Source organism: Phycicoccus sp. (genome assembly GCF_035325325.1).
Classification (GTDB): Bacteria; Actinomycetota; Actinomycetes; order Actinomycetales; family Dermatophilaceae; genus Phycicoccus.
Genome location: NZ_DAOLAC010000004.1, coordinates 130,986 through 143,368 on the forward strand (window position 1 = coordinate 130,986; position 12,383 = coordinate 143,368).

Annotated in this window: 10 protein-coding genes; 8 read left to right on the plus strand and 2 right to left on the minus strand. The window is 74.2% G+C overall.

What is annotated here, in order from left to right:
- The first annotated feature begins 98 nt into the window (after positions 1–98).
- Positions 99–1,697, plus strand: coding sequence for a DEAD/DEAH box helicase (locus tag PKA89_RS04800; protein ID WP_324417107.1), 1,599 nt, complete (start codon positions 99–101; stop codon positions 1,695–1,697).
- A gap of 90 nt (positions 1,698–1,787) precedes the next feature.
- Here PKA89_RS04800 and PKA89_RS04805 read toward each other — a convergent pair whose 3' ends face one another.
- Positions 1,788–5,093 (minus strand): ExeM/NucH family extracellular endonuclease, encoded by a 3,306-nt coding sequence (locus PKA89_RS04805; RefSeq protein ID WP_324417109.1) that lies wholly within the window; start codon positions 5,091–5,093, stop codon positions 1,788–1,790.
- A 275-nt stretch (positions 5,094–5,368) separates the two neighbouring features.
- Here PKA89_RS04805 and PKA89_RS04810 point away from each other — a divergent pair, with 275 nt between their 5' ends.
- The 4 genes from PKA89_RS04810 (at position 5,369) to PKA89_RS04825 (ending at position 8,488) form a co-directional block, all read left to right on the plus strand.
- Positions 5,369–5,575 carry a DUF2945 domain-containing protein gene (locus PKA89_RS04810; protein ID WP_324417111.1) on the plus strand — a complete coding sequence of 69 codons (207 nt, stop codon included), beginning with the start codon at positions 5,369–5,371 and terminating at the stop codon, positions 5,573–5,575.
- Positions 5,576–5,674: 99 nt separating this feature from the next.
- Entirely contained in the window at positions 5,675–6,553 is an 879-nt protein-coding gene (locus tag PKA89_RS04815) for a sugar isomerase (protein ID WP_324417113.1), read from the plus strand.
- A complete protein-coding gene (locus PKA89_RS04820) occupies positions 6,550–7,374 on the plus strand; it encodes a class II fructose-bisphosphate aldolase (protein ID WP_324417115.1) in 825 nt (274 codons plus the stop codon). The genes PKA89_RS04815 and PKA89_RS04820 overlap by 4 nt, the downstream gene beginning before the upstream one ends.
- Before the next feature lie 253 nt (positions 7,375–7,627).
- Complete coding sequence (locus PKA89_RS04825; protein ID WP_324417117.1) at positions 7,628–8,488, plus strand: aldo/keto reductase; 861 nt, start codon at positions 7,628–7,630, stop codon at positions 8,486–8,488.
- Between the two features lie 125 nt (positions 8,489–8,613).
- Here the strand turns inward: PKA89_RS04825 and PKA89_RS04830 are convergent, their stop codons facing one another.
- Positions 8,614–9,849 (minus strand): acyl-CoA dehydrogenase family protein, encoded by a 1,236-nt coding sequence (locus PKA89_RS04830; protein ID WP_324417119.1) that lies wholly within the window; start codon positions 9,847–9,849, stop codon positions 8,614–8,616.
- Between the two features lie 146 nt (positions 9,850–9,995).
- Here PKA89_RS04830 and PKA89_RS04835 point away from each other — a divergent pair, with 146 nt between their 5' ends.
- From PKA89_RS04835 to PKA89_RS04845, 3 genes are all read left to right on the plus strand, one after another.
- A complete protein-coding gene (locus PKA89_RS04835) occupies positions 9,996–10,490 on the plus strand; it encodes a pyridoxamine 5'-phosphate oxidase family protein (RefSeq protein ID WP_324417121.1) in 495 nt (164 codons plus the stop codon).
- A 183-nt stretch (positions 10,491–10,673) separates the two neighbouring features.
- Positions 10,674–11,828 (plus strand): sialidase family protein, encoded by a 1,155-nt coding sequence (locus PKA89_RS04840; RefSeq protein WP_324417123.1) that lies wholly within the window; start codon positions 10,674–10,676, stop codon positions 11,826–11,828.
- Between the two features lie 7 nt (positions 11,829–11,835).
- Positions 11,836–12,372, plus strand: a complete 537-nt coding sequence (locus PKA89_RS04845) for a YdeI/OmpD-associated family protein (protein WP_324417125.1) — start codon at positions 11,836–11,838, stop codon at positions 12,370–12,372.
- The last annotated feature ends 11 nt before the right edge of the window (positions 12,373–12,383 follow it).

Below are 12,383 nucleotides of genomic sequence, written 5' to 3' on the forward strand. Positions count from 1 at the left end.
GCCGCGGCCCAGAGCCCGACCCGGCAGAACATCCAGCCTCGTCGCTGCTGCCGCCCAGCCGGTCGGTCGCGCGACGACCCCACCACGGGAGCCCTCACGTGTCCACCACCCCCACCTTCCGCGACCTCGCCCTGCCGGGGTCGCTCGTCGACGTCCTCGCCGCCGGCGGGATCTCGACCCCGACCCCCATCCAGGCCGTCACCCTCCCCGACTCCCTCGCCGGCCGCGACGTGCTCGGCCGCGGGCGCACCGGCTCCGGCAAGACGATCGCCTTCCTCCTGCCGCTGCTGACCCGGCTGTCCGAGGCCGGGCGGCCGCGGACGCCCCGGCGCCCCCGCGCGCTCGTCCTCGCCCCGACCCGTGAGCTCGCGACCCAGATCGACACCGCGATGGCCCCGCTCGCGGCCGCGCTCGGGCTGACCTCCCGCACGGTGTTCGGCGGAGTCGGCCAGGGCCCCCAGGTCTCCGCCCTCCGGCGCGGCGTCGACGTCGTCGTCGCGTGCCCGGGCCGCCTCGAGGACCTCATCGGCCAGGGGCACGTCTCGCTCGACGCCGTCGAGGTGACCGTCGTCGACGAGGCGGACCACATGGCCGAGCTCGGCTTCCTCCCGCAGGTGCGCCGGCTCCTCGACGCCACCCCGCGCCGGGGACAGCGGATGCTCTTCTCGGCGACGCTCGACGCCGGCATCGGGGTGCTCGCGACCCGCTACCTCCACGACCCGGTGACCCACGAGGCCGACTCGGCACAGTCGCCGGTCGCGGACATGGCGCACCACGTGCTGCACGTCGACGCCTCCGAGCACCTGCCCGTGCTCGTCGACCTCGCCGCCGCGCCGGGCCGGACGGTCGTCTTCACCCGGACCAAGCACCGGGCCAAGCGCCTGACCCGGCAGCTCAACGCCGCGGGGGTCTCCGCGGTCGAGCTGCACGGCAACCTCAGCCAGGGCCAGCGGACCCGCACCATGGCGGCGTTCCACGACGGGACGGCGACCACGCTCGTCGCCACCGACATCGCCGCGCGCGGCATCCACGTCGACGACGTCGGGCTCGTCGTGCACGCCGACCCCCCGGTCGAGCACAAGGCCTACCTCCACCGCTCGGGGCGCACCGCGCGCGCCGGCGCGTCCGGCGTCGTCATCACGCTGATGACCGACGAGCAGGTGCGTGACGTCCGCGAGCTGACGCGCCGGGCCGGGGTGCGGCCGACGACCACCCGCGCCCACTCGAGCCATCCCGTCCTCGCTGAGCTCGCCCCCGGGGAGCGGTCCTTCGACGGCGGTCTCGTGGCGGCCGCCCCGGCGGGCGGCCCGGCCCGGGCCGGCGACGGCTCCGGGCGACGCGGCCGCGGCGGGGGCCGGTCCTCCTCCGGTGGCGGTCGCTCCTCCGGTGAGGGCTCTCGCTCCTCCGGGGGGCGCTCGTCCGGTGGCGGTCGCTCGTCCGGTGGGGGCTCTCGCTCGTCGGCCGGCGGTTCGCGCTCGTCCGACACCGGGCGGTCGGGCGGGACGCGCGGCAGCGGCGGTGGCCCGCGCGGCGGGCGCAGCCGCTCCGCCGGCTCGCCGGGAGGTTCCCGCAGTGGCTCGGGCTCCGGACGCGGCAGTTCGGGCTCCGGACGGAGCGGCTCGGGCTCCGGACACGGCGGGTCGGGCGGCGGTGCCGCGGCGTTCTCGGAGCGCTCGGGCGGCCGACGCTCGCGCTGACCCCAGCAGTCGAGAGACGAGAACATGCCGTGCAGCCCGAGGGCTGCACGGCATGTTCTCGTCGGTCGTCCGGGACCGAGCGGGTCAGGCTCAGCGCAGGCGGATGGTCCCCTGCTCGGACTGCCCGGTCGAGGGCAGGGTCACCGTCAGCGTGTACTCCCCGCGGGCCAGCCCGCGGGTCGGGACGGCCCCGAGCCACAGCGGTCCGACCGCACGGAGCGTGCCGCGGTAGGCCTCGCCGCCCGGGCCGGTCAGGGTGACCACGGGGGCGGTGACGCCGTGCGGCGGCCATCCGTCGCAGTCGCGCACGAGGGCGACGACGGGGATGGTGATGCCGCGCCGCAGGGTGAGCGTCCGCGACCCCGAGGGGACGACGTCGAGCCGGTACTCGACCACCACCTCGGCGGTCGAGCTCGCCGTGGCACCGCTCGAGTCGGTGACGGTCACCGTCGCCGTGTGCCGACCGGCCGTGCGGTAGGTGTGGCCGAGCGTCACGTCACCGGAGACGTTCTCGCGGGTCGTCGTCGTGCCGTCGCCCCAGTCGACCGTCACGGTGGTCGCGGCGTCGGGGTTGGCCACCGAGACCTTCAGCGACGCGTTGTCGCGGCCACAGGAGACCGAACCGTCGGCGAACGAGGCCGAGACGCCGAGCGGGCCGCGGGGGCTCAGCCCCACCATCACCGGATCGTGGTCGGAGACCCGGTAGGCGTCCGGCGCGTAGAGCGACGACACCTGGGCCGGCGACTTGAAGTTGGTGTTGTAGTCCAGCACCGACGGCTCGTCGGAGTTGATGTGGACGTCACCGACCCCGGTGACCTGACCGACGAGCGACGCCGAGCCGAGCGCCTGGTCGAGGTAGCCCCACTGGCCGTCGAAGACGTAGGAGTAGGCGTCCTCGCCCTGGTACTTCTCGACGAGGTTGGTGAAGCCGCCCTCCTCGAGCGTCCGGATCGGCGTCTCCTTGGCGTAGGAGTTGTAGTCGCCGATGAGCAGGACGTCGGTGTCGCCGGTGCCGGTCGGGTCGGAGTCGAGCCACGACATCAGCGTCTTCACCGCGTTGGTGCGGACGACGGCGCAGTTGCCCTGTCCGTCACCGGTGTCCGGAGCCGAGCAGGCCGAGCCCTTCGACTTCAGGTGGTTGACGTCGGTGACGAAGACACCGCCGGTCGCGTTGACCTTCCACGCCTGGGCGAGGGAGGGCCGGTTGCGCGGCGCGGGGTCGCCGCCGGTGACGAACTCCGGGGTGTTCAGCGCCGCCGTCGCCCCGACCGGGGTGACCACCGAGGGCTTGTAGACGAGGCCCACCTTGATGGCGTCGTCGCCCATGGCGTCGGTCTGACCGGTGTTCGCGTCGACGTCGACGAAGGCGTAGGTGCCCGCGCCGACCGCGGCGTTGAGGGCGTCGACGAGCGTCGAGATGGCGCTGTCCGGGCCGTAGCCGTCGTTCTCGATCTCGTTCACGCCGTAGACGTCCGCATCCATGAGCTTCATCGCCGCGACGGTCTTGGCCGTCTGCCGGTCGAGCTCGGCCTGGGTCTCGGCGCCGCGGCAGTCGACGGCCGGGCCGGAGACGCCACCACGGCACGCGTTCGGTGCGGTGTCGAGGGTGTTGAAGTAGTTGAGCAGGTTCATCCCGACCACCTGGACGTCACCACCGACGTCCGGCGGCCCGGTGGGGCGCGGGTTGGCGGCGGTGAACTCGATGCCGGCGCCGTCGGCGGTCACCGGACGCAGCCGGTAGGCGTTGGGGCTGGCCGAGTTTCCGCCCCAGGTGTACGTCAGGACGCCGGTCGCGCCGGTCGTCGTGTCGCCTCCGCGGAGGGTGTTCTCGGCGGTCAGCGGGTGCCCACCGCGGCCCCAGATGATGGGGTCGGGGTTCTGCGCCTGCGAGGTGTCGTCGAGGAGGATCTGGTTGAGGTCGTTCTGCGCCTGGAGGGCGTTGGCCGCGGCACCGGGCTCGACGACGTTCGTCGGCTGCTGGAGGCGGCCGCCGGACGAGAGGGTGACCTGGCCGAAGCGGCCGAGGAGGTAGTGCTCGGTGACGGTCAGCTGCTGCGGGAACGTCACGAGCATCCCCTCGTAGCGCTCGAAGGCGTCCGGGCTGGCCATCGGCAGGGCGACCGGCGTCGGCGTCACCGAGCCGGTGCCGCACACCTCGGTGCTCGTCGCCGTGACCTGGGTCTGGTCCTGGTAGTCGCCGGCGGTGCCGGTGACCCGCACGAGGTCACCGACGGAGACGTCGTCCGCGCCGCCGTCGAAGACGAAGAGGGCGTCCGAGGTGGCCGGGTCGCCGTCACCGGTCGGGTCCTGGAGGTAGAAGCCGCGCAGCGCCGGCTGCGGGCCCTCGTAGTCGGCGACGACGACGCCCTGCGTGGCGACGTCACCGGTGATGGCGGCCGAGGAGCCGCTGCCCTGGATGTCGTAGGCCGGCGTGAAGGTCTGGCCGCACTGGCTCGCGACCGAGAAGTGGACGGTGGTGTCGGCGGCCGGGGAGTCCGGCGGGTCGATCGGGTCGACGTCGTGGACGGCGGCCGCGGCCACGGTCATCGTGCAGGACTCGCCGTTCGCGAGCGCGGAGGCCGGGGTCCCGGTGAAGGAGGTCGGCCCACCGGCGGTGGTGACCGCGACGGCGCCGGACTCGCTGCAGGACAGGCTCAGCGCGCCGGCGTCGAGGGTGACCGGCTCGGAGAACGTGACCCCGACCCGCTGGCGCGGGGTCACCGTGCCGCCGTCGGCCGGGGAGGTCGCCGTGACCGTCGGGGCGGTGTCGGTCGGGGTGCCGCCGCAGCCGGCGGTGTGCGAGCCGAGACCGTCGAAGGTGTCCTGGGCGAAGCCGGTCCACTGCGCCGAGGGGTCGAAGGCATCGGCGCCGTTCGGGTCACCCGCGCAGATCGTGTCCTTGCGGCGCAGGGTGTTGTCGGCCGTGCTGGTGAGGCCGGTGCCCCACTCGGTGCCGGGGTCGTTGCCGACCTGACCGATGACGTCGAGGACCGTCGTGCCCTTGCGCAGGACGACGGCGTCGTTGCCGTTCCAGCTCGCGTTGCCGGAGGTGATGTCGGCCACCGCGAGGACGGCGGCGCCGGCCGAGCCGTTGGCCACGACCGTCACGTCCTCGGGGGCCACCGTCCCGGTGAGGGGGATGGACCGCGCCGTGGTCCCGCCGTTCGCGTACACGTCGATGGCGTAGCCGCCCGCGGTGAGGTCGACCGCGGCACCGGTGCCGTTGTAGACCTCGACCGCCTTGTTGTTGCTCGACCCCTCGACGTACTCGGAGAAGAAGAGGTCGGGGGCGGGGTCGGCGGACGCCGCGGACGGCGTCAGGACGACGGGCACGGCCGCCACGAGAGCGCCGGCGGCGACTCCCGTGACGAGCCGTCGCAACGGCACTCGGAACATGCATCCTCCTGGGTCAGGACACGGGGGGAGCCGGCCTGTCAGCGACGCCTCGGCCCGTGGCGCGGCGAACCTAACACCGGCCCGTGGCCCCGGCCACCGGAGCGACCGACCCATCGGTGAACGGTCGGCGAAGCCTCGGTGCGCACCCCAGGCCGGGGCGCTCGACAGGTCCTGTCGAAGGTGCGACGTCGCAGGTCATCGGCGGTCGGTGGGCGCCGACGGCTCGCTACGGTCGGGGGACGCACGACCCGCGGACCACGGACGGAGACGACGAGATGGCCTACCGCACGGGCGACTCGGTGAGCTGGAACACCTCGCAGGGCGCGACGCACGGGACGGTCACGTCCAAGCGCACCCGCGAGTTCCAGCACGACGGGCAGACCTTCCGACCCACCGACGACGACCCCTACTACCTCGTCGAGTCGGAGAAGACCGGAGCGACCGCGGCACACAAGGAGTCGGCCCTCCGCAAGCGCTCGTAGGCCGGGTCTCGACTGCCCGCGCGTTGCGCGAGTCTGATCGAATACGCTGAGGTTCGCGCACAACCGCTCGCCCACGCCGCGTCACGACAAGGACCCCCGATGCCCGCCACGCACGTCGCCGCCGAGATCGCCTCCCAGCCGGACACGTGGCGGGAGGCGGCCGCCCTCGCGCCGGCCGTCGCCCACCGGCTCCCGCGCCCGGGGGAGCGCGTGGCCGTCGTCGGCTGCGGCACCAGCTGGTTCGTGGCGATGGCCTACGCCGCGCTGCGCGAGGCCTCCGGTGCCGGGGAGACCGACGCCTTCGCCGGCAGCGAGTTCCCGGCCGGCCGCCGCTACGACCGGGTGCTCGCGATCTCGCGCTCCGGCACGACGACGGAGGTCGTCGACCTCCTGGCCGCGCTCGACGGCACCCCCTCCACGCTCGTCACCGCGGTCGAGGACTCGCCGGCCGCCGCGGCCGCCTCGACCGTCGTCGGGCTCCCCTTCGCCGACGAGCAGTCGGTCGTCCAGACCCGCTTCGCGACGACCACCCTGGCCCTGCTGCGCGCCCACCTCGGCGAGGACGTCGAGCCACTGGTCGCCGACTGCCGCGCCGCGCTCGAGCTGCCGGTGGAGGACCTCCTCGACGTCGACCAGTGCACCTTCCTCGGGCGCGGCTGGACCGTGGGGCTCGCGTCCGAGGCGGCCCTGAAGACCCGCGAGGCCGCCCAGTTCTGGGCCGAGGCCTACCCGGCGATGGACTACCGGCACGGCCCGGTGGCCATCGCCCAGCCCGGCCGGCTGGTGTGGGCGTTCGGTGCGGTGCCCGACGGCCTCGCCGACGAGGTCGCTTCCACCGGAGCCCGTTTCGTCCACCACCAGCTCGACCCGATGGCCGCCCTCGTCGTCGCCCAGCGGTTCGCCGTCGCGCTCGCCGAGGTCCGTGGCCTCGATCCGGACCACCCGCGCTCGCTCACCCGCTCGGTCGTCCTCGGATGACCGGCCGCGACCCGGTCGCCGACGCCCGCGCCGCCGGGCACGGCATCGGCGCGTTCAACGTCGTCCTCCTCGAGCACGCGGAGGGCATCGTCCGGGGGGCGGAGGCGGCCGCCCTGCCGGTCGTCCTCCAGGTGAGCCAGAACACCGCCACGTTCCACGGCGGCCTCGAGCCGGTGCTGCGGGCGAGCCTCGCCCTGGCCCGCGGGGCGAGCGTCCCCGTCGTCGTCCACCTCGACCACGCCGAGGACGTCGACCTCGTCCACGAGGCCGTGGCCCTGGGCGCGGACAGCGTGATGTACGACGGCTCGCGGCTGCCGTGGGAGGACAACGTCGCCACGACCCGCGCGGTCGTCGAGCACTGCCACGCCCACGGGGTGCGGGTCGAGGCGGAGCTCGGCGAGGTCGGTGGCAAGGACGGCGTCCACGCGCCCGGCGTGCGCACCGACCCGGCCGAGGCCGCGGCCTTCGTCGCCGCCACCGGGGTCGACTCGCTGGCCGTGGCCGTCGGCACCTCGCACGCGATGACCACCCGCGACGCGGTCGTGGACACGGCCCTCGTCGGGCGGCTCGCGGCCGCAGTGCCGGTGCCGCTCGTCCTGCACGGCTCCTCGGGGCTCGACGACGAGGGGCTCACCGAGGTCGTCGGCGCCGGGATGACCAAGGTCAACATCTCCACGCACCTCAACGCGGTGTTCACGGCGGCGGTGCGCGACGTGCTCGCCACCGACCCCGACCTCGTCGACCCGCGCCGGTACGTCGGCCCCGGGCGCGAGGCCCTCGCGGCCGAGGTCGAGCGGCTCCTCCGGCTCCTCCACGGCTGACCTCCGCAGCAGACCGCGGCCAATGCCGGGCTACCCCGCAGTAACTGTCGCTGTGGCGGCACTTACTGCGGGGTAGCACGGCACGCGAGCGCGGGGTCGCCTGACGTGCCGGCCGGCCGGCCGATCCAACCGGCCCGGGCCGGACCACGGGGAACATCCGGGCCGCTCGACTCCTTGGCCCTGACGTACCCCGACACGACGCGCACGTCGGCTGCGGGCGCGTCCACCCTTCCGCCACACAGGAGCTGATGACATGCAGCAGCGAGCACTCGGAGACGTCCAGGTCGGCGCGATCGGCCTCGGCGGGATGCCGATGTCCATCGAGGGTCGTCCGGAGCAGGAGCGCTCGGTCCGCACCATCCACGCGGCACTCGACGCCGGAGTCACCCTCGTCGACACCGCCGACGCCTACCACCGCGACGCCGGCGAGGTCGGTCACAATGAGGAGCTCATCGCCGCCGCGCTGCGCAGCTGGGGCGGGGACGCGTCCTCGGTCCTCGTCGCGACCAAGGGCGGCCACCTGCGACCCGGCGACGGCTCGTGGACGCTGAACGGGCGGCCGGAGTACCTGAAGGAGGCGGCGAAGGCGTCGGCGAAGCGGCTCGGGGTGGACGCGATCGGCCTCTACCAGTTCCACCGCCCCGACCCGGACGTGCCGTACGCCGAGTCCGTCGGAGCGCTGCGCGACCTCCTCGACGAGGGCGTCATCCGGATGGCCGGCATCTCCAACGCCTCGGTCGCGCAGATCGAGGAGGCGAACGAGGTCCTCGGCGGCCGGCTGGTCTCGGTCCAGAACCAGTTCTCGCCGGCGTTCCGCTCCTCCCTCGACGAGCTGCGGCACTGCGCGGAGCTCGGCATCGCCTTCCTGCCGTGGAGCCCGCTCGGCGGCATCAGGAAGGCGTCCGGACTCGGCGACGAGCACTCCGTCTTCGCCGAGGTGGCCCGCGCCCACGACGTCTCGCCGCACCGGGTCGCGCTGGCCTGGGAGCTCGCGCTCGCCGACGTCGTCCTGCCGATCCCGGGGGCGTCCCGGCCGGAGTCGATCACCGACTCGGTGCAGGCCGCCGACCTCGAGCTGACGGCCGACGAGGTCGAGCGCCTCTCCGCCGCCTGACCCGCTCGTGCACCTCACGCGTATCGGGTGACCCGATACTCCTGCGCCTCACCCCGGAACGGTTCCGGGGTGAGGCGCGGTCGTATCGGGTGACCCGATACGCGTGGGACGGGCGGGAGGGGCGGTCAGCCGAGGTGGCCGCGGACCGACGCGTGTCCCTTGAGCAGGTTGCGGGCGATGGTCCGCCGCTGGATCTCGTCGGTGCCCTCGTAGATGCGCAGCAGCCGCAGCTCGCGGTACCACCGCTCGAGCGGCAGCTCGCGGGTGTAGCCCATCCCGCCGTGCACCTGGAGCATCCGGTCGACGATCTCGTTGGCGTGCACGCCGCCGTACAGCTTGGCCATCGACTGCGCCTGGCGCGAGTCCCGTCCCCGGTCGACCTGCCACGCGGCGGAGAGGACGAGCCAGCGCAGCGCCTCGATGTCGACGGCCGAGTCGGCGATCATCCACTGGATGGCCTGCCGCTCGGCGATGGGCTTGCCGAAGGTCACCCTCGAGCGCGCGTGCTCCATCGCCATCTCGACCATCCGCTCGCAGCCGCCGAGGGCGCGCGCGGGCAGCAGGTAGCGCCCCTTGCCGATCCACTGCATCGCGAGCGCGAAGCCCTTCCCGACCTCGCCGAGCACCGCCGACCCCGGTACCCGCACGCCGTCGAAGGTCAGCGCCGCCGGACCCCACTCGCCCATCGTGTCGATGGGGTGCGAGGTCCAGCCGCGGTCGCGGTCGACGAGGAAGCACGTGACCGACTCGCCGGTGCGGCCCGCGGCGTGCGCCTCGGGGTCGGTGACGGCGAAGACCATGACGTAGTCGGCCTCGTGCCCGCCGGTGATGAACGTCTTCTCGCCGGTGACCACCCAGTCGTCGCCGTCGCGGATCGCCTTGGTGCGGATGGCCCGCGCGTCCGACCCGGCTCCCGGCTCGGTGATGGCGAAGCAGCTGCGCCGGGTGCCCTCGATGGTCGGCCGCAGGTACTCCTCCTGCTGCGCGTCGGTCGCGTGGAAGAGGATGTTGTCGGCCTCGCCGGCGAACCGGAACGGCACGAACGAGCGCCCGAGCTCGATCTCGACGAGGGCGGCCATCACCGCCGACAGCCCCATCCCGCCGTACTCCTCCGGGGTGAGGACCCCGAAGAAGCCGGCTTCACGTGCGGTGTCCTGCAAGCGTTCCAGCTCCTCGGCGGGCAACCCGCGCTCGTGCCGGCGCTCGCGGGCCAGGACATCCTGCTCGAGCGGCACGACCTCCTTCTCGACGAAGGTCCGCACCCACTGGCGGATGTCCCGCTCGTCGTCGGTCAGGTCGAGGTCCATGCGCTGCGCTCCCGTCGCTCCGGCGCGCCCCGGGACGTCGGTGGCCCGGGGCACCCTCCGATCATCGCCCCCGAGGCCGGCTGTGCGGCCACCGGGTGCGCTCGCACCCGGCCGCCGGCGATGTCGAGAACCGGCCGCCGGCTCCGTCCCCCGGGTGACGACCGACCCGCGGCCGTCGCCCGACCCGCCGGAGGACCACCATGGACCAGCACCAGATCGACGCCGAGCTCGCCCTCGAGGGTGCGCAGGAGCTGCTGTGCGGCACCTCGCTCGCCCACCTCTCCTACCTCGCGTCCGACGGCACGCCGCGCGTCGTCCCCGTCGGCTCGTGGTGGACCGGGACCGAGCTCGTCGTCTCGACCGCGACGACCGCCCCGAAGGCTGCCGCGCTGCGGGCGAACCCGGACGTCGCCGTGGCGCTCGACGCGGGCGGCACCCCCGACTCGGCGCGCTCGCTCTCGCTGCGCGGCCGGGCCGAGCTGACCGTCGTCGACGGCGTCGTCCCCGAGTACCTGGCCGCGGCGCGGCGGTCGATGGACCCGGACGCCTACGCCGGGTTCGAGGAGGCGGTCCGCGGCTTCTACCCGCAGATGGTCCGCATCGGCATCCGGCCGACCTGGGCCCGCTTCCACGACTACGGCACGGGCCGGGTGCCCACCTTCCTCCGCGAGCTCGCCGAGCGGTCCGGCGCCTGACCTCGTCCCGGCGCTCGGATGCCGGACGGGACCGATGAGTTCCGCGGCCGGTCCCGGTCGACCCTCCCATGAGCGATGGACCCTGCCCGAACGCCCGACCCCTTGCCGCCCCGGCGGGGCCTCGGGACACTGGACGACACCGCCCGCCGACCACCGCGGGCGACCCGGCGGAAGGAGCCGACCATGGCTGACCCGGCCATCCACCTGCTCGTGGGCACCAGCAAGGGGGCGTTCGTCGTCGACGGCGACGCCGACCGCTCCGGATGGACGGTGCGCGGGCCCTACTGCGACGGGTGGCCGATCAACCACGCCGTCGGCGACCCGCGGACCGGCACGATGTGGGCCGGCGGCGGGGGCGACTGGTCGGGCGCCGGCGTGTGGCGCTCGGACGACGGCGGCCACACCTGGGAGCTGACCAAGCTGACCACCGGGGAGATGGACCGGTGGGCCGCCAACGACCGGGACTTCGCCGCGATGGTCGGCTGGAGCGAGGAGCCCGCGCCCTTCGGCGAGGCGTTCTCCCAAGTCTGGTCGCTGCGCCGCGCCGGCGAGCGCCTCTACGCGGGCACCAAGCCGGCGACCCTGCTCGTCAGCGACGACGACGGCCGCACCTGGTCGGAGGTCAAGGGCCTGAGCGACCACCCGTCGCGCGGCGAGTGGAACCCCGGCGGCGCAGGCCTGGTCCTCCACACGATCGTCGCGGACCCGGCGGACCCCGAGCGGTTGTGGGTGGGGATCTCGGCGGCCGGTGTCTTCGTCACGCACGACGGCGGAGTCACCTGGGAGCGGGCCAACGACCTCGCCGACCCCGAGGCCGGGGCCGACGCACGGCACCCCGCGGGCCCGGCGGACGGGAAGACCGGCTTCTGCGTGCACCACGTCGAGCACGCGGGAGGGGACGTCCTCTACCAGCAGAACCACTACGGGGTCTGGCGCTCCGCGGACGGCGGGCAGACCTGGCAGGACGTCACGGCCAACCTGCCGTCGACGTTCGGGTTCCCGCTCTGGGCCCACCCGCGCGACCCCGACACCGTGTGGACGCTGCCGCTCAACGGTGACATGGCCGGCCGCTACCCGCCGGATGCGGCTGCGGCCGTGTGGCGTTCGCGCGACGGCGGGGCCACGTGGGAGGCCCGGCGCGACGGGCTGCCCCAGGAGGCGTGCTTCTTCACGGTGCTCCGGCAGGCGATGACCGGCGACGAGCAGGACCCAGCCGGCGTGTACTTCGGGACGAACAGCGGCTCGGTGTTCGCCAGCCGCGACGAGGGGGAGACCTGGGAGGAGATCGTGCGGCACCTGCCGACGGTGCTGTCCGTCGACGTCCTCGAACCGCGATGATGGAGGCATGAGCGCCTCCACCGACACGGTGACCGTCCGCTTCACGACCCCGGCCGAGACGGTCGGCGACACCCGGCTCGTCCGGCTGCCGGCGGACGCCAGCCGGGCGCTGCCGTCGCGCGGGCAGGTCGCCGTCACCGGCTCCCTCGACGGTGAGCCGTTCGCGACCGTCGTCGAGCCCGATGGTCGGCGGGGTCACTGGGTGCGGCTCGACCCCGGTTCCGCCGCACCGGGCGACACCGTCGAGCTCGAGCTGGTCGTCGCCGAGGAGTGGCCCGAGCCGGACGTGCCCGAGGACCTCGCCGAGGCGCTCGCGGCGGCGCCCGAGCACATCCGCGAGGTCTGGGACGACATCACCCCGATGGCCCGCTGGGAGTGGGTGCGCTGGGTCGGCGCCACCCGTAGCCCGGAGACGCGGGCCAAGCGGGTCGGGGTGAGCATCGACAAGATCGACCACGGCAAACGCCGACCCTGCTGCTTCGACCTCTCCTCGTGCACCGACCCGGACGTCGCGCGCGGCGGGAAGCTGCCCGAGCCGTCCTGACGCCGGCGGGC